18 protein-coding genes and 1 tRNA gene are annotated in these 24,284 nt (G+C 39.3%); 11 read left to right on the top strand and 8 right to left on the bottom strand.

What is annotated here, in order from left to right:
* Window positions 1-13 precede the first annotated feature (13 nt).
* From ACXIUD_RS14655 to ACXIUD_RS14640, 4 genes are all read right to left on the bottom strand, one after another.
* A complete protein-coding gene (locus ACXIUD_RS14655) occupies window positions 14-442 on the bottom strand; it encodes a hypothetical protein (RefSeq protein ID WP_458053390.1) in 429 nt (142 codons plus the stop codon).
* Between the two features lie 9 nt (window positions 443-451).
* The gene (locus ACXIUD_RS14650; RefSeq protein WP_458053389.1) at window positions 452-1,897 is read right to left on the bottom strand and encodes a SusD/RagB family nutrient-binding outer membrane lipoprotein; all 1,446 of its coding nucleotides are present in this window, start codon (window positions 1,895-1,897) and stop codon (window positions 452-454) included.
* Window positions 1,898-1,915: 18 nt separating this feature from the next.
* A complete protein-coding gene (locus tag ACXIUD_RS14645) occupies window positions 1,916-5,122 on the bottom strand; it encodes a SusC/RagA family TonB-linked outer membrane protein (RefSeq protein WP_458053388.1) in 3,207 nt (1,068 codons plus the stop codon).
* A 244-nt stretch (window positions 5,123-5,366) separates the two neighbouring features.
* On the bottom strand, window positions 5,367-7,592 hold the full coding sequence (locus ACXIUD_RS14640; protein ID WP_458053387.1) for a sodium-translocating pyrophosphatase: 2,226 nt from the start codon (window positions 7,590-7,592) through the stop codon (window positions 5,367-5,369).
* Window positions 7,593-7,789: 197 nt separating this feature from the next.
* Between ACXIUD_RS14640 and ACXIUD_RS14635 the strand changes: the two genes are divergently transcribed.
* Window positions 7,790-10,477: a phosphoenolpyruvate carboxylase gene (locus ACXIUD_RS14635; protein ID WP_458053386.1), complete on the top strand. Its 2,688-nt coding sequence runs from the start codon at window positions 7,790-7,792 to the stop codon at window positions 10,475-10,477.
* Window positions 10,478-10,674: 197 nt separating this feature from the next.
* On the opposite strand, the gene ung is transcribed toward ACXIUD_RS14635, so the two are convergent.
* The gene (gene ung / locus ACXIUD_RS14630) at window positions 10,675-11,337 is read right to left on the bottom strand and encodes a uracil-DNA glycosylase (protein ID WP_458053385.1); all 663 of its coding nucleotides are present in this window, start codon (window positions 11,335-11,337) and stop codon (window positions 10,675-10,677) included.
* Between the two features lie 75 nt (window positions 11,338-11,412).
* Between ung and apaG the strand changes: the two genes are divergently transcribed.
* Together apaG and ACXIUD_RS14620 are read left to right on the top strand one after the other, a co-directional pair.
* The gene (gene apaG / locus ACXIUD_RS14625; RefSeq protein WP_458053384.1) at window positions 11,413-11,799 is read left to right on the top strand and encodes a Co2+/Mg2+ efflux protein ApaG; all 387 of its coding nucleotides are present in this window, start codon (window positions 11,413-11,415) and stop codon (window positions 11,797-11,799) included.
* A gap of 6 nt (window positions 11,800-11,805) precedes the next feature.
* Window positions 11,806-12,567: a class I SAM-dependent methyltransferase gene (locus ACXIUD_RS14620; protein ID WP_458053383.1), complete on the top strand. Its 762-nt coding sequence runs from the start codon at window positions 11,806-11,808 to the stop codon at window positions 12,565-12,567.
* 1 nt (window position 12,568) lies between these two features.
* On the opposite strand, the gene ACXIUD_RS14615 is transcribed toward ACXIUD_RS14620, so the two are convergent.
* A complete protein-coding gene (locus ACXIUD_RS14615; RefSeq protein WP_458053382.1) occupies window positions 12,569-13,159 on the bottom strand; it encodes a methyltransferase domain-containing protein in 591 nt (196 codons plus the stop codon).
* 31 nt (window positions 13,160-13,190) lie between these two features.
* Between ACXIUD_RS14615 and ACXIUD_RS14610 the strand changes: the two genes are divergently transcribed.
* From ACXIUD_RS14610 to rplI, 4 genes are all read left to right on the top strand, one after another.
* A complete protein-coding gene (locus ACXIUD_RS14610; protein ID WP_458053381.1) occupies window positions 13,191-14,111 on the top strand; it encodes a hypothetical protein in 921 nt (306 codons plus the stop codon).
* 182 nt (window positions 14,112-14,293) lie between these two features.
* Window positions 14,294-14,662 (top strand): 30S ribosomal protein S6, encoded by a 369-nt coding sequence (rpsF, locus tag ACXIUD_RS14605; RefSeq protein WP_189585724.1) that lies wholly within the window; start codon window positions 14,294-14,296, stop codon window positions 14,660-14,662.
* Window positions 14,662-14,913 carry a 30S ribosomal protein S18 gene (rpsR, locus tag ACXIUD_RS14600; protein ID WP_189585721.1) on the top strand — a complete coding sequence of 84 codons (252 nt, stop codon included), beginning with the start codon at window positions 14,662-14,664 and terminating at the stop codon, window positions 14,911-14,913. The genes rpsF and rpsR overlap by 1 nt, the downstream gene beginning before the upstream one ends.
* Window positions 14,914-14,955: 42 nt before the next feature.
* Complete coding sequence (gene rplI / locus ACXIUD_RS14595) at window positions 14,956-15,399, top strand: 50S ribosomal protein L9 (RefSeq protein WP_458053380.1); 444 nt, start codon at window positions 14,956-14,958, stop codon at window positions 15,397-15,399.
* Between the two features lie 133 nt (window positions 15,400-15,532).
* Here the strand turns inward: rplI and ACXIUD_RS14590 are convergent, their stop codons facing one another.
* Window positions 15,533-15,781, bottom strand: a complete 249-nt coding sequence (locus ACXIUD_RS14590; protein ID WP_458053379.1) for a hypothetical protein — start codon at window positions 15,779-15,781, stop codon at window positions 15,533-15,535.
* A 198-nt stretch (window positions 15,782-15,979) separates the two neighbouring features.
* Between ACXIUD_RS14590 and trhA the strand changes: the two genes are divergently transcribed.
* The 4 genes from trhA to ACXIUD_RS14570 all read left to right on the top strand — a co-directional run bounded on the left by trhA (window position 15,980) and on the right by ACXIUD_RS14570 (window position 22,858).
* Entirely contained in the window at window positions 15,980-16,618 is a 639-nt protein-coding gene (trhA, locus tag ACXIUD_RS14585) for a PAQR family membrane homeostasis protein TrhA (RefSeq protein WP_458053378.1), read from the top strand.
* Window positions 16,619-16,767: 149 nt separating this feature from the next.
* A tRNA-Gln gene (locus tag ACXIUD_RS14580) sits at window positions 16,768-16,840 on the top strand.
* Between the two features lie 211 nt (window positions 16,841-17,051).
* Window positions 17,052-21,605, top strand: a complete 4,554-nt coding sequence (locus ACXIUD_RS14575) for a choice-of-anchor J domain-containing protein (protein WP_458053377.1) — start codon at window positions 17,052-17,054, stop codon at window positions 21,603-21,605.
* 107 nt (window positions 21,606-21,712) lie between these two features.
* Window positions 21,713-22,858 (top strand): 1-acyl-sn-glycerol-3-phosphate acyltransferase, encoded by a 1,146-nt coding sequence (locus tag ACXIUD_RS14570; protein ID WP_458053376.1) that lies wholly within the window; start codon window positions 21,713-21,715, stop codon window positions 22,856-22,858.
* Between the two features lie 15 nt (window positions 22,859-22,873).
* Here ACXIUD_RS14570 and ACXIUD_RS14565 read toward each other — a convergent pair whose 3' ends face one another.
* Window positions 22,874-24,076, bottom strand: coding sequence for a GAF domain-containing sensor histidine kinase (locus ACXIUD_RS14565; protein WP_458053375.1), 1,203 nt, complete (start codon window positions 24,074-24,076; stop codon window positions 22,874-22,876).
* Window positions 24,077-24,284 lie beyond the last annotated feature (208 nt).

Raw genomic sequence — 24,284 nt, 5'->3', positions numbered from 1 at the left:
CTGTATTTACATCTTAAGGTCTTACGTTGATTGTGATATTCCTTGAGCGTGTAAAATTACTTTGTGTCACTAATACAAACTGCATAGTAACCGCAGTTCCTCTAGCACTTTCGGGTACTGTCCATGTGAACGTTTCGACGTATGAGTCCTGAACATTCCATGTGCTGAAGTTCCTAGTTTCTATGTTAGTCACAGTTCCACCTTGAACTCTATTCATACGAAGCTCAGTTGCAGGCTCATGCTCCGAGTAAACCATCATGGTAAATGTAACCGTGCTTCCCACTTCCGGGGTAGTACTTGAGGCTGTTAGGGTAGCAATGGTTCCCACTGCTCCTACCACATCATATTCGGGCTCTTCGTTTTCCAAAATACATCCTGTCAACAGGAATGGAAATACCATGAAAGCCAATAGATATCTGAAATAGTTTTTCTGATTTTTCATAAGTCTAAATTATCTGTCCCAAAATACTCTATCCAAATTTGTAACACTTGGAACATTTGCAGAATTATTCACAACTTCCCTATTAGGATAGATAAATCTTCTAGGGAAATTACCTTGAGTGGTATTACTCGGAGCTACTTCCAACAAAGGGATACCAGATACCGTATTTGGTGAATTTGCAGGAATCGTTCTTCTCCAATCTACCCAAGCCTCAGGCTGAAGGAATAAATCAATATGCTTTTCTATCATGATTTTTTCCAAAGTAATGCTGGCTTCGGTCTCAGAACCATATTGTTCAATGTAAGCTGCATTGGCTGCGCCGGTAATCCTTTGTAAAGATGCTGCTACTGCTGCATTATGCGCAGCAGCTGCTCTTGCTGGCTGTCCTGCCCTCAAGGCCGCCTCAGCTTCGATAAATTTCACTTCACTGAAATTCATTAATGGCGTAGGCGCCTCTCTGGAATTTAAATAAGTTCCAGGGTTTACTGTTCCTGCTGGTCTAAATGTGGAACCATTAGGGACCCCGACATATAATCCTCCAGTAGTAGGCGTTACAAAACGCACCAAGCGAGGATCATCTATACCTGCTCCAACCCTATCTCTCAACAAATTAATAAATCGTTGACTAATACCCACATTATTTTCTCCAAAAGTTGTTTGAAAGAAAGGGAACCACGGACCCGCAAATTCTGACCCGAATGTAATGACAGGCTGATCTGCATTGGATGTGAATGTTCCAGCATCTATTGCAGCCAATGTTGCTGTGGCTGAGCCACTGGGATCAACTTTACTCAGGTGATTATGATATCTAGCTTTCATTGCTCTGGCCAACATGATCCAACGAGGCAATGAGTTTGCTCTCCAAAGGTTTTCATTATTAGCTCTGTATATCAAATCATTTGTACTTGGACTGGTTGTGCTTTGACGTTGAAGATCTGCTATTCCTTCATCCAACAAGGTTTGAACACGTTGGTAAAGACCTGCTGCATCATCAAATCTTGGTTGAGGAAATTGTGCTAAATTTAACGCTTCAGAATATGGAATATCATTCCATAAGTCCACAGAATATCCAATAATGATAGCCTCGATAATCTTAGATGTGCCTAGATAATGATAGGCTCCTAAATCCTCCGCTTGCTGCTTTACAATTCGTAAATTATTCAAGCAGTTTGAATAAAAGCGATTCCATGTTGCATCACTCATATCCGCAATAAAGGCATAATTATTCACCTGTTGTTGATCGCCCAAGATACCGGTTAAGTATTGCATCAAAATGCTCGTAAACTGAGCAGACTCCCCGTTCATCCCATACACAAAGGATGCTGTCGCAGCAGGAAAGATCACCTGAATAGACGCCTCAGTTGCTTGATTAGGATTGGTATTGATTTCATCAAAGGTCTCACAGGAATTAAAGACCAAGAGTATCAATAGAAAATATATAATTTTATTTTTCATCGTATGCTTGTTTAAGGGTTAAAAAGAGGCATTGATGGTCACACCGTAACTTCTCATATTAGGAGTAGTAAATGCATCTAAACCTACGACACTGTTAGGACCTGCAAGGTTGGTCTCTGGATCAATTCCACCATAGTTGGTAAATAACAAGAGGTTTCTTCCATACACACCCACATTCGCTCTACTCATTCCTAACTTTCTAGAAACGGATTGAGGTAAATCATATGTCAAATTAACATCTCTTAGGCGTATCCATGACCCATCCTGCACCCATCTTTCAGTTAATTCACGACCAAAGGCCAATGCAGCACCTGAGCCTTGAAAAGCAGCTTGATCTAACGTCACTGGAATAGTGTTTGGCTGTCCGTGATTATCTGCCCCAGGGTTTTCAATAATACCTCTGAATATAGCAACTCGATTTCTATCCAAGGTATGCTCAGCTACTCCTGAACCATTCCCCATCCAGAAAGCGGTAACATTTACTACATCACCACCTTTTCTTATATCCCAAAGCATGGTCAAGTTCAGGTTTTTATAGCGGAAATTATTTCTCCAACCAATCAGGTAATCCGGATTGGGGTTACCTACCTGGCGCTGAACAGGGTCCATTATCGGAAAGCCTTGTGGATTAATCAATACATCCCCATTATCATTTCTTAAGAAGGCATTTCCATAAAATACACCAAATTGTTCTCCAGGAATCAATCTGCTTTGAATACGGGCACCAAACATGTTGTTGACAATCTGCTCATCATTTGGTAAGGAAATCACAAAGTTTCTATTCCGCGTGAAATTGAAAATCATGTCCCAAGAGAAATCACCTCTATTGACGACATTTCCGGTAATAACAGCTTCAATACCTTTATTTTGAATTTCTCCAGCATTGACAATCTGCGTTGTAAACCCTGTTGATGCCGGTATAGGCACTGAGACAATTTGATCTGTACTTGTCGCATTGTAATACGTTACTTCAGCGCCAATTTTATTATTGAACAATCTGAAATCCACACCAAATTCATAAGTATTAGTAAATTCAGCTCTCAAGTTTGAATTTCCAGCAGCAGGACTCAACAATACTCCTCCTACCCCATCCAATGGAAATCTTACACCTGGAGCATATCGAGTACCCGTAGTAGCTACATTAAAGAAAGTATCAGTACGATAAGCAGGTGGAATATTTCCTGCACCTGCAATTGAACCTCTTAATTTCAGAAAGTTCAATGTATTGCTTTCAATACTCAATAGGTCTGTCATTACCACACTTAAACCTGCACTTCCATAGGTAAATGAACGGTTTGCCGCTGGTAAGGTAGATGCCCACTCATTTCTAATGGATAACTCTAAGAATACAGAATTAAGATATCCCAAACTAGCTCTTGAGAATACCGCTTGAGTCATCCTTCTAAAATCAAAACGCTCAAACCGTGGATTTTCTTGAGTATTCTGTACGGTAAATAAACTTGGAATGGCAAAATTTGTCCCATCCATCAGCAAACTGGTATTGGATGTGGAGAAGAAGTTATGACCTACCAAGAATGATGTGCTGAACTTATCATTGATATCTTTATTCGCTGAAATAATAAAATCAGAGTTGATAATTCTATCACTGATGGTATTTTCATTAATTCTTCCACCCAAAGCTCCACTGGCAGAAATGGCAGCACCACCAGAAGAGGAAGGCGCCCATATTTGCGTTCTATCTTCGTTGGTAAAGTCAAACCCTAATCGATGAGAAATCGTCAACCAAGAGCTTGGCTTATATTCTGAAAACACGAAAGAAAGATAACGATTAACATTATCGTTAAAAGGGTTATTATTTACTGTCCAAAATGGGTTATCCGGACTAAATGGTCTGCTTCCATCTACTGCACCTCTAAAGTTTCTTTGCTGCCCATTAGGTAAAACAAACCCTGCTGAATTGTCAAAAGAAGGAGGTGTCCGGTACAAGCCTTGGATAGCATCAGAGAAATTATCTCCACGACCAAATTTTGTACTTGTACTATTAGCATAGGTAATTGAAGCTCCTACCTTGAACTTTTCTCCTAACTTAGTATCAGCAGATAGTTTCACAGATGTTCTGTTAAACGTATTGTTAGGAATAATTCCTTGTTGGAACATATTTCCAACAGACAAATAGAAGTTAGAATTATCAGTACTAGACGATACTGCTACGTGGGTATCATTGGTAAAGCCACTTTGGAAAAATAACTCTTGATTATCATACACAGGTAATCGTGGACCCGCATTTGGATGATTCATATCTACGATTGTCCCTCTTGGATCCTTCGGATTTGGGGTAGATGGATCGTATCGCAAAGTAGAAATAGGTTGTCCAAAATGATTGAACGTAGTACCTCCATTAAAAATACCATTATCTCCTTGGCTGTATTTCAACTGAGCAGGGAAATAGTTCATGATTCTGTCTGTGGAGAAGTTAGTGGAAACATCCACGGTGAATCCTTTTTGTCTTGCTCCTTTTTTGGTTGTAATCAACACAACCCCTGTGGCACCTTGAATTCCGTAAAGGGCCGTCGCCGCAGGTCCTTTCAGTACCGATATACTCTCTATATCATTAGGATTGATATCAATAGCACGGTTTGCGTAATCCACGCCTCCCGATGTCCCAATAGTTGCATTAAAAGAGTTGTTGATGGGCACCCCATCTACTACAAACAAGGGTTGGTTTTGACCGGAAATTGACTGAATACCACGGATTACGATACTGGACGCAGCACCCGCAGATCCACCTTGCCTTGTCACCTGTACACCAGCAACTTTGGCATTGAGGGCATCTACGATGTTTTGCTCCCTAGATGCAATGATTTCATCGCCACGCACCTCTTGAGCTGCGAAGGCAATTTTCTTTTTCTCTTGGGTCAAACCAAAAGCTGTTACGACTACCTCAGACAGCTGCTCAGTATCGGTAGTCATATTGATGTTAATTACCGAACGTCCGTTGACTGGTACATTCTGCGACTTAAAGCCGATGAATGAAAAACTCAAAACGGAATTCGCATTAGGAACATTGATGGTGTATTCTCCATCAATATCCGTAACAGAACCTATTGAAGTGTTCTGTACCAAAATGGTTACTCCTGGAAGCGGTTGTCCGTCTTCTTGGGATACGACTTTTCCTCTCACTGTCAATTGTTGAGCATGTGCCAGCATAGGCACAGTCAAAATTAAGAAGGATAGAAGAAAGTAACTGGTAAACTTTTTCCTCATAATTGATTTTATTAGGGTTAAATGACTTTTCACTAATACCAGACAAAGGTCTAGACCGAATAGCATCTTGCTGTTTCATGTCGGTATTTGATAATAAAATATCGAAAAAAGACCTAAAACAGCACAAAGAATCAAACAAGAGTTTGATATTATTTAAAAATATGGCATAAAAACGCAAGAGCAAAACATTTTGTAAGAAAATTTTCAAAAAAAAAAGCCCCTGATTTCTCAGAGGCTTTTGTAATTATTTTGTAATGACAATTTTTTCTACCTTTTCTACCTTCTTCCCGTCTACGTAGGTAATCTCTTTCTTGATTTCTACATCTTCTTTCAGAGCATGCGAGCCATGAGGTTTTTCCGAAATATGGGGAGCGATTACCAAGGCTACGATGGATGTTAATTTGATCAAAATATTCATAGATGGACCTGAGGTATCCTTAAAAGGATCACCTACGGTATCACCAGTCACAGAAGCTTTATGAGCCTCTGAACCTTTATATTGCATCACACCATCAATCATTACACCTTTCTCAAAAGATTTCTTTGCATTGTCCCATGCACCACCGGCATTGTTTTGGAAAATACCCATCAATACCCCAGATACGGTAATACCTGCTAATAGACCACCCAAAACTTCTGCTCCAAAAGCGAAACCGACAACCATAGGTGCTATTAAGGCAATAGCTCCTGGCGCCACCATTTCTCGGATAGATGCTTGTGTAGAGATCTCCACACATTTTTCATACTCTGGCTTGTTTTTGTATTCCATAATTCCTGGAATTTCTCGGAACTGTCTACGAACCTCATTGACCATGTCCATAGCGGCCCTACCCACTGCAGCAATTGCCAATGAAGAGAAGATAAATGGGATCATCGCGCCTACAAAAAGACCCGCTAAAACATCAGCCTTATAAATATCAATGGAATCAATGCCTGCTATACCTACATAGGCCGCAAACAAAGCCAAGGCTGTTAAAGCAGCAGAAGCAATTGCAAAACCCTTTCCAGTAGCCGCTGTAGTATTACCTACTGCATCCAAGATATCCGTACGCTCACGAACTTCTTTTGGTAAACCTGACATTTCAGCAATACCACCCGCATTATCCGCAATTGGACCAAAGGCATCTATAGCCAATTGCATAGCTGTGGTTGCCATCATACCAGCAGCAGCAATTGCTACTCCATATAAACCTGCGGCAAGAAAAGAACCATAGATGCCACCCGCTAATACCAAAATCGGAAGTACCGTTGACTCCATCCCTACCGAAAGTCCACCAATAATATTGGTAGCATGACCAGTTGAAGACTGTTTGATAATGGAATTAACAGGTCTCTTACCCATAGCGGTGTAATACTCTGTTATCATACTCATTAAGGCACCGACAATCAAACCTATAACCACGGCACCGAAAACACCCATTTTCGTGAATGCTATGGAGCCTCCACGAGAAAGCACTAATTCACCTTCTGGCAACATGTACATAATCAAAGGATAGGATGCTGCAACTGTCAATAAAATAGAAATCCAGTTTCCTTTATTTAATGCAGCCTGTACCGAATCTGTATCCTTACTGATGGTTACAAACCAAGTTCCTACAATTGAAAAAATCAACCCGATACCTGCGATAACCAACGGTAATAATACTGGAGCTATACCTCCAAAATTATCATCAGATATAATCTCTCTTCCTAGAACCATAGAGGCAAGGATAGTAGCAACATAAGACCCAAACAAATCGGCACCCATACCCGCTACATCACCCACGTTATCACCTACATTATCTGCAATTGTTGCTGGATTTCTAACATCATCTTCGGGAATCCCTGCTTCTACTTTACCCACTAAGTCAGCACCTACATCAGCTGCTTTGGTATAGATACCTCCACCTACACGGGCAAATAATGCGATAGACTCTGCACCCAATGAGAATCCTGCCAAAACTTCTAAAGCTGTTTCCATAGCAGCACCATTGACATCTCCACCTGTAGAAAGCACAAACATATTGTAAAATAGGATAAACAATGCTCCCATTCCAAAAACGGCCAATCCTGCAACACCAAGCCCCATAACTGTACCTCCTGTGAAAGATACTTTCAATGCATTTTTTAAGCTTCCTTTAGCCGCCTGAGTAGTCCGAACATTCGCTTTGGTCGCGATATTCATACCCAAGTAGCCTGCAAAAGCTGATAGTACAGCACCTATCAAAAATGAAATAGCAATGACCGGCGAGGAGGTTTCGATCAATGTACCTGACCAACCTAATAACAAACCTGCGATCACAACAAAATAAGCGAGGACTTTCCATTCTGCCTTTAAGAAGGCCATGGCTCCTTTAGCAATGTGACCTGCCAATTCTGCCATATTTTCATCTCCTGCATCTTGCTTAGTTACCCAAGCTGATTTGATTGCCATGACGACAAGACCGATAATCCCCAACAAGGGGACAATGTAGATAAACATTTGTTCCATAAAGATTAATTGAGTTATTGTCAAAATTTCAATTCGACAAATATATTACTATTCATATACCAAGCAATCAAAACAGATAAAAGTCATCTATTTTTGATTTCAGAAGAAAATTCGGATTGATTTTCGGAAAGCTTTAGGCCAAATGAAGCAAACTTTTTACCTTTAATCCGTAACTATTCTTTAAAACCTATTTTACTATGATAGAATTAAGTCAGCAATTACTTTTTGAAAAAATCCGGAAGGATATGGATTTTCTCACTGAACGATTCAAAAATGTTTTGATAAATCTTGGAGAACATGAACTTGTAAAAAGCTTTGAAACCCGTTCAGGAGTGCCCGATATTCTCAGTAAACAAAGTGAGGAATCCAAGCACATTCAGACACTTAGTATATACCTTCAACTAATGAATCTAGTAGAAGAGAATGCGGCTGTCCAATTCCGAAGGAAAATAGTGGACCATAACGGCTCTTCAAGCATACGTGGCTCATGGGGAGAGACTTTTCAGCGCCTTCAGAGTGATGGGTTTTCTGAAAACGAACTATTGGATGTTTTAAAATCAACAGAAATCACTCCTGTTTTAACCGCGCACCCGACCGAGGCTAAGCGGATATCTGTATTAGAAATCCATAGAGATTTATATCTAAAACTAGTACAACTAGAAAACACCTCTTTTTCGAGTGCCGAAATTAAGGGTATCGAGCGTGAAATTGAGACGTTAATCGAACGTTGGTGGAGAACGGGGGAAGTTTACCTCGAAAAGCCAACTATTCAATCTGAGCGAAACAATGTCTTACATTACTTTACCAAGGTATTTCCCAAAGCCTTAGCCAAACATGATGAACAATTAAAAGATAGCTGGATAAATGCAGGCTTTGATAGGCAGGCAATGCAAAATCCAGAAAATTTCCCTGTTCTCAGTTTTGGAAGCTGGGTAGGTGGTGATAGAGATGGGCACCCCTATGTATCTGCCGAAATCACCGCAGAAACACTCCTACTTCACAGGAAGTCTGCTTTGGAATTAGTAGAAAAGCAAATCCGAGAATTAGCGGCTAAAATCTCGTTTTCTGGTATAAGGAATCCAATTCCTCCATTTTTTGAAAAGGAAATTAAATCCATGGAAAAATTATTGGAAGAAGAAGGAACACAAGCCGTACAAAGAAATCCATTTGAACCTTGGAGGCAGTATATCAATCTTTTATTGGTAAAACTCAAACACACCAAAGAGCAAAATTTAGAAAAAGGCTTTAGTAGTGCGCTAGAGCTCAGTGAAAAGCTGAAAATCATGCGAAAAAGTTTGATAAGCATTGGGGCTCATGGAATCATGGAAACCCTCCTTTTCCCTATTGAGCGTCAAATGCAATGTTTTGGTTTTCATCTTGCTAAGCTGGATATCAGGCAAAACTCTGCCTTCCATGATATAGCATTAGAACAATTAATCCAACATGCATATCCTGAGGAAGCACTTTATAGCGAGTGGTCGGAAGAGAAAAAGACAGAATTCTTGAATCGTGAATTACAAACCAATAGACCTTTTGGGGTAGTTGGAACAAATTATGGTGAAGAAGCCGACAAGGTCTTAAATTGCTATCGTGTTGTCAAATCCCATAGTGACACATACGGAAAAGACGGTATTGGTTCATTTATCGTGAGTATGACACGAGGATTAAATGATTTATTGACAGTTTATCTCTTTATGAGAGAGGCTGGAATTCCGTATGGTGATTTCCCAGTAGTGCCTCTATTTGAAACTATAGATGATTTACAGGCTTCTCCAGGCATCATGGAAGCTTACCTCGCTCATCCTATCCATCAAAAACAAGGCATTGAAGTTCAGGAGGTGATGTTGGGCTATTCCGATAGTAATAAAGACGGTGGTATTGTGGCCAGTAGATGGAATATTCATCAAACAGAACAAGCGCTAAGTCAAGTTGCCAAAAAACACGGGATTCGTTTCAAATATTTTCATGGAATTGGAGGAACAATCAGCAGAGGCGGAGGAAAATATCACCGTTTCCTAGAAAGTATGCCTGTGGGTAGCTTGACAGGAGAAATCAAATTGACTGTACAAGGCGAAACCATTGCCCAACAATTTGCTAATCTTTTGAATGCTGTCTACAACTTAGAAATGTTAGTTTCGGGTACTGTTCTTCAAACAGCCAAAGCAATCAAAGGAGAGCAGCTTGCCACAGAAAAAATACAGGCAGTTGAGCTACTAGCTGGGGCCGCACAAAAACATTATAAAAATCTGATTCAGCATCCGGATTTTATCAAATTCTATGCAGAAGCAACTCCAATTGATGTGTTAGAACTTAGTAAAATCGGTTCGAGACCTGCCCGTAGAACAGGCACACGTACATTGGCAGATTTACGTGCTATTCCATGGGTATTTAGCTGGACACAAAGCCGATTCAACTTGACCGGCTGGTTTGGTATGGGTACAGGCCTGCATACTTTGAGGACAGAAAAACCTGAACTCTATTCCCTATTAAAAGACAATCATGACAGTTGGCCATTCTTCCGCTATGTTTTAATACAATTGGAAACCAATGTATTGAATGCCGATGAAAAATGGATGAAAACTTACGCATCTTTGGTCAAAGATGAATCGGTCAGAAACAATGTACTGAACATCATTGAGGCAGAATATAAATTATGTTTAGATGAATTGGAGTTGGTGTTCAAGAATCCAAGAAGTATACGGAGAGCGTCCTTGCTCGATACCTTAGGAAGGCGAGCGGAGGCAGTGGAAATTCTCCATCACTATCAAATCAATAATCTCCAAACATGGAGAGCGGCCAATCCTGATGGAGACAATCAGGAAATCATTACACGATTGCTTCAGATAACTACCGCATTGGCGAATGGATTAAAAAATACAGGTTGATCAAAAACCAAATCCGCAACACTTGCTCACAGCAGAATGGGTATGGTACTTACCAAAACCCCATTCTGCTTTTTTCAGTAGCTATTGTCAAAAAGTTAAGGGGTTTCTCCTATAAAATCTATACTAAGCGCGCTTCCCCGAAATTAAATCCAGCTTTCAAGTGAGGCCCTTGACTGAAAAGTTTTTTAAGTACCTAATTACCATTCAATTTCTTTTATCCCTTTACTACTCAAGTACGCATTGGCTTGCGAAAAATGGCTGCATCCTAAGAAACCTCTATGGGCAGATAAAGGACTAGGATGGGGAGCTTTAAGTATGCAATGTTTATCTTGATCAATAAAGGACCCTTTTTTTTGAGCGTAAGCTCCCCATAACATAAATACAACATGTTCTTTTTGTAAAGCAATTTGCTTGATGACAGCATCGGTAAACTCCTCCCAACCTTTTCCTTGATGTGAGCCAGCTTGATTTGCCCGCACAGTAAGTGTAGCATTTAAAAGCAAAACACCTTGCTGGGCCCATCTATCCAAATTACCATGAGCAGGTATGGACTTCCCTAGGTCTTTGTTGATTTCTTTGAAAATATTCAACAAACTTGGGGGAAAAGGCACTCCTTCTCTCACAGAAAATGAAAGCCCATGCGCCTGCCCGGGGCCGTGATAAGGATCTTGGCCTAAGATAACCACTTTAACTTCATCCCAAGGACAAGAATCGAATGCCTGAAAAATCTCTTTCCCCTTTGGATAGATTGTTTGCGAAAGATATTCTTGTTTCACAAAGGCGGTTAGGTCTTTGAAATAGGGTTTTTGAAACTCCTCAGCTAATTTTTTCTTCCAACTATTTTCAATTTTTACATCCATTTTTTAGAGAATTCGTATCAATTAAAGATTTATTGTATATTTTCGTCACTAGTACTGATTAAATTTCTACACATCATGGTATCTGCCACAACCGAAGGAGTAAAGGTAACTGTAGACACAACTTACCAAGCTGATTTTTCTAATCCTCAACAACACCATTATGTTTTCACTTACAAAGTAATTATAGAAAATAATAGCAGCACAACTTTGAAGTTACTGAAAAGACATTGGGAAATACACGATGCTGGAGATCATTTAAAAATTGTTCAGGGTGATGGGGTTGTTGGTAGGCAACCTATCTTAGAACCAGGACAACACCATGAATATGTATCAGGGTGCAACTTAAAGTCAGGATTGGGGAAAATGGGGGGCACATATCTTATGGAAGTTATCAAAACAGGCAAACTTATTGAAGTTCAAATACCTGAATTTCAACTGATAGCAACAATATTCGACAACTAAACTCACTTGATACTACCTTATCTCAAACATTGGTTACTCAAATTAGACCAATATTCTCTGCAATCCCCGCAAGTTTTCCAAACCTACTCCAAGCTCAAGAGCTTCATAAAAGAGGAACAACCTTATGAAGCTGAACTTGAAGCTATTCGTCAACAACTTTTACAAGATGATGAGCTGCTTTTTATCAAAGACTTTGGTGCTGGTTCAAAGAAATTGAAAAAAAACACCCGTAAAACATCTGATGTCACCAAGTACAGCACTAGTAAACGAAAATTCAATAAGCTTTATCAATTTTTTTGTCAAGAAACACCTGCACAACAAATATTAGAATTGGGTGCCTGTACGGGTCTTAATGCACATTACTTATCCAAAGTCAGTAAAGGAGTTGTGCATTCACTGGAAGGAAGCGAAGCTTTATGGAAAAAAGCTAAGGAACACCACAAAGCTGAAAACCTTCAATTTCATCTTGGAGATATCAAAACCTCGTTACCAATTATTCTCACAGATTTAAACGCTATAGATTTTGCTCTTCTTGATGCTACACACACAGAAGAAGCTACTTTACATTATTTTGAAACCCTCCTACCTTACCTACACCATCAAAGTATTGTCGTTGTAGCAGATATACATTGGTCAAGGGGCATGGAAAATGCATGGAAAACACTTAAAGAGCACCCTAAAACTAGTTTGTCTTTTGATTTTTTTGAGTGCGGCATCCTTTACTTTGACCCCAAACTACCTAAGGAAGCTTACATTTTAGATATCTAATCTATTTTGGAGACTTAATAGAAATAAAGACTTCTGAGCCCATTCTAGGCGTGATGGAATTATAACATTCTTCAATCATCACATGATTAAAATATTCTTGGAAAAGGATTTTATAATCTTCGGCCCATCCACCAAAGGGAGGCCCCTGGTTTTCAAACTCCTTATTGAACATTACCCCAACAAGCTTTCCTGTTGGTTTTAGAAGACTGTGCATTTTCTTTACATATGCTTTCCGCAATGAAGGATTTAAGGCACAAAAAAAAGTTTGCTCAAGAATCAGGTCATAACTACCCTCATGGTCGAAAAAATCTTGATGATGCATTTGGGAAATAGGGAAATTTGGGCAGTTTTGACTAAATTGCCTTAATGGTACATCCGAAAAATCTAGAATATGAACCTGCTCAAATCCCAATTCGTAGGCATATAAGGCTTCATGGGCATTTCCAGCGCCTGGAATTAAAATACTCAAGCTCTTATCAAGAATTTGGTCCAGATATTGCTTTAGTGGAGTTGAAGGAGCACCAAGATCCCAGCCTATTTGCTGATTATTGTAGCGATTTGTCCAATATTCAGAAGAAAGAAAGGTTGTCATAACTATATCTCTTAATTATTTTACACACACTATGGAACCAAGTAAACAATTCCAACAGCCTAAAAAGAACGATACAGGCAAAAATGTTTTAATCATCGTTTTGGCAATTTTGGTAATTTTAAGTGGAATCAAGCTATACTCAGACAGTAAAGACAAAAATCGTAAGTCCGAAGAAATTATTCTCCTTTCAGAAGAAAACAACGAACTCAATAAACGGCTAGACTCCATGACCTATCAATTGGATCTTCGAATTCAAGAGATAGAACGATTGGGCGGCGAGGTAAGTTCACTGCAAGAAATCAGAGAACAACTAATCCGAGAACGTGCAAGTGATCGAAAAAGGACTTCCGATGAAATTGCAGCATTGAACAGACAAATCAGCTCATACACTAAAACTCTAAATGAGAAAGATCAGGAAATCGTACGTCTTCGAGAAATCAATCAACAGCTGTATACTGAGAACGAAGGGCTAAAAACTACACAAGCCCAAATTCAGGAAGAGGTTTCCCAATTGAATATCCGTCAGCAAGAGCTTCAGGAAAAGGTGGATATCGCTGCCCAATTGAAGGCTGAAAATATCACTGTGGCTGCTGTCAATTCCCGAGGACGCGAACGGGAAGATGGCTTTAGGAACCGTCAAATTGAAAAATTAAAAGTAACTTTCAACTTTGCGGATAATAAAGTCGCTGAAGCAGGCCCGAGAGATGTATATGTACAGGTAATTGCTCCAAACAATCAACCGATCTTTGATATTGCGAAAGGTTCAGGTACTTTTAATCTAAATGGTAAAGAGGAATTTTTCACGGCTCACAGAGATATCAATTTCACCAACAATCAGCAGACCTTAAGCTTCTTTTACGAAAAAGGCAGTAATTATGCCTCCGGTATTCATGAAGTCAGAATATTCGTTGATAATTACCTTGTGGGTACCAAAACATTTGAAGTCAAATAAAACCAATCCCAACAGAAATAAAGCTGAATATTTATAGAAAACAATTCGATCTCAGTTTGTTTACTGCTTAATGAAAAGCTAATGCAAACTGAGATTTTTTATTTGTACAGCACCTTGGAAAAAACCAAATAATATTCTACTTTTGCGCTTTGTTTATTGTAAACACACAAAAAGTTTAACACATGTTCCAGAAAAATTATGAAACGGTATTCATCCTTACTCCCGTTTTGTCTGATGTTCAGATGAAGGATACCGTAGACAAGTTTGTAAACTTGTTGAAACAAGAGGGAGCAGACGTCATCAACGTTGAAAATTGGGGTTTGAAAAAAATGGCTTACCCTATCCAGAAAAAAAGCACCGGCTTCTACGTATTGGTTGAATTTAAGGCATTGCCTACGTTGATCAAGAAATTGGAAGTAGAATACAGAAGAGATGAGAAAGTAATGCGTTTCTTGACTACTGTATTGGATAAGCACGCAGTTGCTTACGCTGACAAGAGAAGAAAAGGTGAATTTAACAAAAAAGCAGAAGCTAAGGAGGAGCAAGCCTAATGACACTTAAGAACGAACCTATCAACAGAGTTGAGAACAGAAAAAAATATTGCAGATTCAAGAAGAACGGCATCAAGTATATCGATTACAAAGACCCTAACTTCTTATTGAAATTTGTAAATGAGCAAGGTAAAATCCTTCCAAGAAGATTGACTGGTAACTCTGCAAAATTCCAGAGAAAAGTTTCCAATGCAATCAAGAAGGCTAGACATTTGGCTTTATTGCCTTTCGTAACTGACGGTTTGAAATAATCCGTTATTGTTCAGTTCTATCACCAATAATATTGCACGACAATGGAAATTATTCTAAAAACAGATATAAAAGGACTAGGTTATAAAAATGACCTTGTTGAAGTAAAGCCAGGATATGGTAGAAACTACCTTATCCCTCAAGGCTATGCAGTACTTGCTACAGCATCTAACAAGAAAATCTTGGCTGAAAATATTAAGCAAGCTGCTCACAAAGCGGACAAAATCAAGAAAGATGCAGAAGAAATTGCTGCACAACTTGAAAACTTAACGTTAGAAATCAAAGCTAAAGTAGGTGATTCCGGTAAAATTTTCGGTAAAGTTACTACGCTTCAGATTTCTGATGCTTTAGCAGAAAAAGGAATTACTCTTGACAGAAAGAAAATCTCCATCAACATGGAAGTTTCTACTGCTGGAGAATTTGAGGCTGAAGCTGATCTTCACAGAGAAGTAAAAACTGCCATCAAATTTGTAGTGGTAGGAGAATAATCTCTTCACTGTATAAAATAAAAAACCGTCACTAGTGGACGGTTTTTTTTGTGCATAAAAAAACCAACTCCTTTTATTCTTATCACTAGCGAAGCCAGTTTTTATACAAAGGAGTTGGCTAAAATTGGCTGGATTATAATGCTGCTACTTTCTCTAGATCATCGATTAATTTTTTAGCAACAGCTTTTGCATTTTGTTCTCTTTTCTCTTTAAAAAGCGCAAGTGCTTGCTTACTTTTTTCGATTACACCTACCGGATTTTGATCAGCAAGAAAGCTGTTCCAGCACCAAGACAATTCAGCATGAAGTTTTTCGTCCAACTTTAGTTTTTCTAGTTTCTCTAGCGTTGAAACAATGGTTTTTTCTGAAATTTTAACTGACATAATTTTGTATGTTTGGTTTGTTTTTTTCTCAATTGTTAATAAATACGCAACAAAACAAGAGATTTAATTTTATAAATGCAAAAAAACCAGCTAATTATATAACTAACTCTTGAATACAATCGATTCCGCTAATCAAAAAGCAAAGAAAAATTAGGAACATGAGCTAGTTATTTCATCGAAAATCAACTATTTCACACCATGGTTACAAGAAAACAAAGCATAGAAGAAGAATTTGCCAATAGCATCACCCATGGGTTTGGTATCTTATTCAGCATCGTAGCAATTGCCCTGCTCGTTACATTTTCTATTTTAAAAGATTCCACGATTCATGTGGTCAGTTGCAGTATCTTTGGGGCCTCTATCCTACTCCTCTACACATTCTCTACTTTATATCATGCATTTCAGGAGGAGCGGGTCAAGGCTTGGTTACGTACATTTGATCATATCGGCATTTATTTTTTGATTGCGGGAACTTACACCCCTTTTTTATTATTGGCCGTAGGTGGAACAAAAGGCTGGATTTATTTCGGACTTATTTGGAGTCTAACACTGATAGGCACGATCTATAAAATTTTTTTTACCCATAGATTCAAACGTCTTTCGCTGGTCTTGTATTTAAGTATGGGTTGGATGGGTATTTTTCTTGTAAAACCTTTGATGGAAACCTTAGACATCACTATTTTGACCATGATTGCGGCAGGAGGAATTGCCTATACTTTAGGGACTATTTTCTATACTCGACCTCAAATGCGATTTGCCCATACGATTTGGCATGTATTTGTACTTGGTGGTACGGTGTGTCACTTTATTGCTATTTTGCGTATGCTTACCGTATAGCTATTCCATGAATAGAATAAATGATTGATTTTTTTCGACTGAAAGTAAGTGAATTATATTTTTTATATAAAAAACTTTGGGACTAGATTTGCATAAAAAAAATAGACCCCCTACATTTGTGACACCTTAAGAAAAAGGGGGTACAAAACTGACCGATGGTGTAACTGGCAACACGTCTGATTTTGGTTCAGAAGAGTCTAGGTTCGAGCCCTAGTCGGTCAACTAAGCAGCTTTCAAGCTGCTTTTTTTTATTTATGCGTTTTTGAAATTTTATTTTACAAAAACCCACCGTTCGACACCAAAATTCCATATTTTATTTCTCTTAACAATCATTTAACAATAATATTTGGTTTAGCTCTATCAAATTATTTACATTTACTTGCATTTCACCCTAAGTAAATTGTATTCAATCAAACACTTAATCAAATATTTCATGAAACACGTTTTACAACGAACAATGTTGTTCGTGCTGATGATGTTTTGTAGTATGCTAAGCATACATGCACAAACGCAAGTCATCGCAGGATGGACATTTGAGGCAGCAAATCCTGATGATCGCATATTTGCAGATCTAGGAAATGCTAACAACACAGGCGAAAATGCCCAGATCATTGAACCGGTTAACATTAACTTTACTTCTTATGTGGTAGGAACTGGAGGTAGTGGTACTTTCGCTAAAAACTCCAATACTTGGCAACCTGCTGAAGGCATTGTAAAATATTGGCAAGTACGCGTAAACACTCTGGGTTTTCAAGATCTAACGATCTCTAGCAGACAGCAAAGTTCTGGAACAGGGCCTCGCGATTTCCAAGTAGAATACAGCTTAGATGGACTTACGTGGACAGCAGTTCCGGGTAGCTCCATTACTACTGCCAATAATTTCACTTCAGGGGTTTTATCCCCAACAGCAGTACCTTCTGCGGCAAGTAACCAAGAAACTGTATTTTTCCGTTGGATTAATACATCTGTCTTTAGCGTCGGTGGCGGAACAACTGCATCAACCGGTACCAGTAGAATAGATGATATCCTTATTGAAGGGACTGCATTGACAGGTGACCCAATCAATCCCGATCCAGAAGAACCTGCCTTTTCAACGCTTGCCTCTTGGGACTTCACAGGTGAACCTGGAAACCAAGTAGCCACTGTGGGAACTGGTTCTGACAATGTAACAGCAATCAACTTTACCCGTGGCTCTGGTGTTACAGCTTCCACAGCCGCTAACTCAATCAGCGGATCTGCTTGGTCTGTTAGTGATGTAAATGATTATTTTGCTTTCGGAATTGAAGTTGGTGAAGGCTTTGAAGCTGAACTTTCACAACTGATTTTAGCTACCCGATCTTCAGGAACTGGTCCTGGTAGATTAGCCTTGCGATATAGTGTAGACAATTTTGGTAGTGATTTGGCCACTTGGTCCAATTCAGGAACCGCATTCTCTAATGAAACAATTGACCTTAGCGCTCTAGCGGCTCTTAGCGGAACTGTTGAATTCAGAATCTATCCAAATGAAGATATCAATGCCAATGGGGCTCCTGGAATTGCACCAGGTGGTACCTTACGCGTTGCAAATTTTGCAGAAGGTGGCGGTGTATTTTCTCCTGTCAGATTCTTAGGCGTAGTTACTGAGCAAGAGCAGCCTGAGCCTGTTACTTTAATAGAATATCGATTTACAGGTGAACCAGGAAATCAGCTTTCAACTCCAGGCGTATCACTAGATCCAAGAGTAGAAGGAAGAAGCATCAGCCGAGGTGCAGGATTGGGTGCCGTTACTGGAGCAAACTCGATCAACTCTAATGGTTGGAACGCTGGCGATGATCGATTCTTTACATTTGGATTTTCAGTAGCTCCGGGTCAACTGGTAGATTTAACAGAACTTCAAATTGGAACGAGTGCTTCCGGCACTGGTCCTCGCGACATGGCTCTTGTGTACAGTGGTGACAATTTCGCTAACCCACTTGCAGAATGGACGCAACCAGCCACATTCTTGAATCAAATCATCGATCTTTCTTCTATTCAAAACCTATCCGGAGATGTTGAATTTAGAATAATTACTACTTCTAGCACATCTGCTAATGGGGGAAGTATTGGCTCAGGAGGAACTTCACGAGTTACCAATTATTTTGAAGGAGGAAATACCGGAGCAACAAGGTTTGTTGGTATTGTAAAAGACGCAGCTGGAGTTATTATCCCAAGACTTGAACTGGATGTTGAAAATTTAGATTTTGGGTTGGTTACATTAAATACTACATCCCCAATTCTAAGCTATCAAATAACTGGAAGCAACTTGAGTAGCGCAGTGACAGTCGCTGCACCAGCAGGTATCCAAGTTTCCTTAGATGGCACTACCTTTTCTCAAGAAATCATCATCCCTGCTACTGATGTATTAGCTAGCAGCACCGTATTTGTACAGGTGGCAACATCTAATGCAGGGAGTGTCAATACTTCTATTACCCATACCACCGAAGGCACCTTACCGCTTTCATTAGGTGTTATCGCAACTATCTTTGATCCATTCGATATTGTCGAGGATTTCAATAGCATCTGTGTTGCTAACTTTAGCCCTATTGTAGGTGGTTGGAATCAAATCAGTGTGGAAGGTGATCAGATTTGGTCATGTTCCAACTTTGGTAGAGCGGGCACTTCTGCTACCGCATCTGCACCTTTTGGTGTGCAAATCAATGGCTTTGCCGCGGGTTCTGCGAGATTAAACGAAGACTGGTTAATCTCTCCTGCCTATGATTTAAGTGCTTTTGATATACCATTACTTGAGTTCTGGAGCAGAGTTGCATTTGGTGGTCCTCGCTTGAAATTGAAAGTGTCTACAGATTATGTGGACGGTGATCCTAACCTGGCTACATGGACTGAATTGGCAGATAGATTTGCTCAAGTGGACTCTTGGACAAGTTCTGGAGAGATCAACCTTTCTGAGTTCAGAGCTACCAATGTTCGAATTGCATTTGTATACACCTCTTCACCTGAAGCGGGTGCCGCACGTTGGACATTAGATGATTTCTCTTTGAGAAATTCTGATGTACCGCCAGCTCCATTCTTGGTCAATAGCATTGGAAATGTAGACTACTGGCACTTTGGAATTCTTCCTGTTGGAAGTTCTTCTACTGAAACTCGTAGCTTTGAATTCTCCTTGAGTGATGCAATAAGTGACTTGACAATTACTGCTAGTGAAGGTTTTGAATTCTCCAAAGACGGAGTAAACTTCTCTCCTTCCCTAACTTACAGCCCATCAGAAAGTGGCAAAACACAAGCTGTGACCGTTAGATTCAGTCCGACAAGTGCTGGAGCATTCAGCAGTCCAATTTCCTTCAATTCTGGAGATATTCAGGTTAGAAGAGGCTTCTTAACGGGCGCAACGGTTGAAAAATCTCAAACCTTAGATGTAGTTACTTGGAATATTGAGTGGTTTGGATCCACCACTAATGGACCGAACAATGTCTCACTTCAACTAGAGAATGTAAAGAAAGTAATTGAAGACTTGGATGCAGATATCTATGCCTTCCAAGAAATCGCTTCTCTAAGCAGATTCAATCAATTGGTAGACGCCCTTCCTGGCTATGGAGGAGTGGTATCTCCTGCTGCTTCGGCAGGTGGAGATTTCGCAGAAGAAGCTCAGAAGTTGACCTATCTCTTCAAGCTGGAGACGATTGATACGCTACAAACGAAAGTATTGTTAACTGGCGTTACTCCTGATCTTTTGGTGGATTATCCATCTACTCCAAATAGATTCTGGGCTTCCGGTAGACTACCATTCTTAATGGAAATCCAAACCAAGAAAAATGGTGTAAGAAAAACCATTAATATGATCAACGTACATACGAGATCCAATGGTGGCGGAGAGTCTGCTGCTAACCCTCGCTATGCGATGAGAAGATTTGATGTCAATGTATTAAAAGACACCTTGGATGCTCAGTATGCCAATGTGCCTTTGATTATCTTGGGTGACTTCAATGATGATTTGGATGAGACGGTAGCAGATCCAAATGCTCCGACTGTGGGTACAACAGAGACTTCCTTTATCAATTACATCAATGATCCGGAAAACTATAATCCAATCACTATCTCTTTGAGTAATGCTGGATTAAGAACTTTCCCAACATTTGAAAATGTGATTGATCACATGATTATCAGCAATGAGATGAATGAAAGTTGGCTAGTGAATTCAGAGCGCATTTATTTCCCTTACGATCTAATCCCTGACTATGACCGTACTACCTCTGACCACTTACCAGTGAAGGCAAGATTTGAGTTGATATGCGATTTGGAAATTCCTCAAATTTTGGGTCCTGATCAGTTATGTGCAGGAAGTGAAGAAACACTTATCTTATTTGGTGGAAATTTCCAAACAGTTATTACTTGGGAGTCATCGCAAGACGGTATCAATTGGACACCAATTGATGGAAGTCAGGGGTCTGACATCCTCCCATTAGAAGGTATATCTGGACGCACCTTCTTTAGAGTTATTGTTGGTTCGGATATTTGCTTTCCACAAACAAGTGAAATCTATGAGATTAATCTGAAATCTCTACCAACTCCTGTAATCTTCTTCGATAATGGACTTCTTCAAACAATCGAAGGCCCATACACCTACACTTGGTTCAAAAATGAAACAGTAATAGCTCGTGGGGCTTCCAATAGAGTAAGAATCAATGGAGCCGGAATCTATGAAGTGGAAATCGAAGACGCTGAGGGTTGTATTTCAAGATCTACAACGTACAGATTCCCTCAGCAATTGGCAGGAAATCGCATCACAGTATTCCCTAACCCAGCTACAAGTCAAGTTACCGTGACTATCAGAAATGCGGAAGGCTTGGCCAATATTCAATTAAAAACCAGCTTTGGAGCCATTATCAATCAGGTATTGACTAATGACGGATTTGCTCAGTTTGATTTGAGTGGCTTAGCAAAAGGTGTTTACCTGGTTGTCATTACTAACCAACGAGGCGAAACTACTGTACAGCGACTGATTGTACGATAAATCAGAAAAAAAAGAATTTAGAAGCCGTACTCATCTGGGTACGGCTTCTTTTTTTAGCTGTTTCTAGAGTTTTTTACTTTCTTTGCACTGCAACTATTTTCAGCACCATGCCGCAATTTGAGGAAATCAGACCTTACTACGATACAGAAGTTAATCAAGCAATCCGAGCAATCATCGATCACCCCATGCTGAAAGCGATGATGAATTTCACTTTCCCAGAGTTAACGGATGAACAATGGAAGTCCTTAATGCTTCGTTGTCATTCCATTCGGGATTTCCAGATTAACTTTATTTATCCAGGAGTACGAAAGGTGCTAGAAAAAAGCTCAGATGGACTTTTTACATCAGGCTTTGAAAAGTTGGAAGAAAACACTTCTTACCTATTTATCTCTAACCATCGGGATATTATTCTGGACACTTCTTTACTGAATGCCTGCTTATATGAAAAAGGGTTTTTCATGACCACCTCTGCAATTGGAGATAATTTAGTCAAAAAACCTTTTTTAAAACATCTTTCGAGGCTTACAAGGAATTTTACGATCAAACGAGGTTTACCGGCACGAGAACTTCTGGAAAGTTCCAAACTTGTATCCTCCTTTATTCGGCAATCGCTTTTGAGAGAAAACCGCTCAGTATGGATTGCACAAAGAGAAGGAAGGACAAAAGATGGAAATGACCTCACGCATAAAGGAGTCTTAAAAATGATTTCCATGGCTGCTGATGAAGGAGAACATTTTTTGGACTATTTCAAGCGACTAAATGTGGTCCCTGTCAGTATTTCATACGAATATGACCCTACCGATATCCTCAAAATGCCTGAATTACTAGCTAAAGCACGTCAAGAGCCTTATATCAAAGGAGAACATGAGGATTTCAATACGCTTTTGAATGGAATCATCGGAGCCAAAAAAAGAATTCATATCCACATTGGAGATATCCTAACTCCAGGGATAGAGAAAATATCCCAAGAAGTAAAAGGAACTGTAAAGCAATTGCAAGCCCTAGCTGATTTGATTGATGAGCAGATTATTCTAGGGTATAAATTATGGCCAAGTAATTACATAGCCCACGACTTATTGATAGGTTCACACCAATTCAACACAGAGTACTCAGAACAGGAAAGGTCCTTATTTGAAGCACGATTTCGAAAAGGTGTTGATACCAATAATCCTGTTGCTGTCGAAAACTTCCTTTGCATGTATGCAAACCCAGTGACGAATCAAAAAAGATTACAAGATGCATTGGGGATATAAATCCCTGTGCATTATTTATTGGTTTGTTACTGGAATTTTTACTTTGAAGTGGGTAAATACTCCTACTTGCGAGCTTATTTCTAAACTCCCATTCATGCTATCAATTAAGTACTTAACCAAACTTAAACCAAAACCATATCCTGACTCTCCACCTGTACCCTCAGAAGATGTAGTTCCCCCTTGCATGACTTCCTGAATTTTTTCCTCACGCATACCTACACCCGTGTCTTTGACCTGTGTGATTAACTCATAAGCATTCACAACTTGTGCTAGCTCCAATGTCACATCTACCGTTCCATTTTCTTTTGTAAATTTTAGTGCATTTGAGATGATATTCCCAATGATTTGCAAAAGCTTGGTTTTTGGAAATTTAATAGCCCTATTTTCCCCAATCAGGGAAACTGTTAAAAAGATATTTTTTTGACGAGCTTGCGCCCCAAACAAATCTTGTAGTTTTTCTTTGAGCTCTTCTAAATTAAATAAATGCGCAGATGTGATTTTAAGTGCTTGATCTTCGTCTTTCATGATTTGATCGGCCAACTCCAATAAAGATCTACCGCTCCTTTGAATGAGTGTAATAAACTCTAAAATATCCTCCAGCTTATTTTGGTTGCCTTGCATTTGGATGATTTCTGCCAACCCTACAATTCCAGCCAAAGGTCCTCGAATATCATGCGCTACTTTCTTTTTATCGTTTTTTAGGTCTTTGATGTCCTCCTGCAAACCCTGCACTGATTTTAGAATTTCCAATCTGTTGACGATTTCTTTTCCAATTAACTTCAAAAGCTCGACTTTCTCAGGAGTTATATCTTTCTCTTGAGGATCCATCACACACAAAGCGCCTAAATTGTAACCTTGAGGATTAGTTAATGGAATACCCCAATAATACCGCATATGTGGTTCCCCTTTTACATAGAATTTATCACGAAAACGTTCATCTTCAAATAAATCTTTAACTTCAAAATTTTCTAAACCTAATATTGTATAATTACATACCGCATCTTGTCTATCCATTTGAATGGTGGGCAAACCTGTGGCTGCCACGGACCACTGGGTATAGCTATCAATAATATTGACCAAAGACACCTGACTTCCTGCAACTTTGGCAGCTAGGTTAGTTAGATCTGCAAACTGCTTCTCTAGAGAAGCATAATCCAAATCATATTCGCTTAATGCTAATAGTCGTTGGAATTCATTGGGGGTGATAGGGGCATTCATAACTTGTCTGGAAAGGATCAATAAGCATTACAAATGTACAGTTTTGCTTTCAAAAATAAATGAAATAAAATCATAAATAATACTTTTCGACTAAAATTTGTGTTTTTTTACCATTGAAGATTGTTTGATACTTTAATATCCCATTGCTGAAGCAAAAACGAAGTAGTCTCCAATAAAGCCCAAGCATTTTCATCTATTAAACACCTTT

Source organism: Mongoliitalea sp., assembly GCF_054166905.1.
This window is presented reverse-complemented; position numbering and strand designations above follow the sequence as displayed.

Coding starts and splice junctions, on each gene's coding strand:
- ACXIUD_RS14655 (WP_458053390.1), bottom strand. CDS start 442: ATGAAAAATCAGAAAAACTATTTCAGATATCTATTGGCTTTCATGGTA.
- ACXIUD_RS14650 (WP_458053389.1), bottom strand. CDS start 1,897: ATGAAAAATAAAATTATATATTTTCTATTGATACTCTTGGTCTTTAAT.
- ACXIUD_RS14645 (WP_458053388.1), bottom strand. CDS start 5,122: ATGAGGAAAAAGTTTACCAGTTACTTTCTTCTATCCTTCTTAATTTTG.
- ACXIUD_RS14640 (WP_458053387.1), bottom strand. CDS start 7,592: ATGGAACAAATGTTTATCTACATTGTCCCCTTGTTGGGGATTATCGGT.
- ACXIUD_RS14635 (WP_458053386.1), top strand. CDS start 7,790: ATGATAGAATTAAGTCAGCAATTACTTTTTGAAAAAATCCGGAAGGAT.
- ung (WP_458053385.1), bottom strand. CDS start 11,337: ATGGATGTAAAAATTGAAAATAGTTGGAAGAAAAAATTAGCTGAGGAG.
- apaG (WP_458053384.1), top strand. CDS start 11,413: ATGGTATCTGCCACAACCGAAGGAGTAAAGGTAACTGTAGACACAACT.
- ACXIUD_RS14615 (WP_458053382.1), bottom strand. CDS start 13,159: ATGACAACCTTTCTTTCTTCTGAATATTGGACAAATCGCTACAATAAT.
- ACXIUD_RS14610 (WP_458053381.1), top strand. CDS start 13,191: ATGGAACCAAGTAAACAATTCCAACAGCCTAAAAAGAACGATACAGGC.
- rpsF (WP_189585724.1), top strand. CDS start 14,294: ATGTTCCAGAAAAATTATGAAACGGTATTCATCCTTACTCCCGTTTTG.
- rpsR (WP_189585721.1), top strand. CDS start 14,662: ATGACACTTAAGAACGAACCTATCAACAGAGTTGAGAACAGAAAAAAA.
- rplI (WP_458053380.1), top strand. CDS start 14,956: ATGGAAATTATTCTAAAAACAGATATAAAAGGACTAGGTTATAAAAAT.
- ACXIUD_RS14590 (WP_458053379.1), bottom strand. CDS start 15,781: ATGTCAGTTAAAATTTCAGAAAAAACCATTGTTTCAACGCTAGAGAAA.
- trhA (WP_458053378.1), top strand. CDS start 15,980: ATGGTTACAAGAAAACAAAGCATAGAAGAAGAATTTGCCAATAGCATC.
- ACXIUD_RS14575 (WP_458053377.1), top strand. CDS start 17,052: ATGAAACACGTTTTACAACGAACAATGTTGTTCGTGCTGATGATGTTT.
- ACXIUD_RS14570 (WP_458053376.1), top strand. CDS start 21,713: ATGCCGCAATTTGAGGAAATCAGACCTTACTACGATACAGAAGTTAAT.
- ACXIUD_RS14565 (WP_458053375.1), bottom strand. CDS start 24,076: ATGAATGCCCCTATCACCCCCAATGAATTCCAACGACTATTAGCATTA.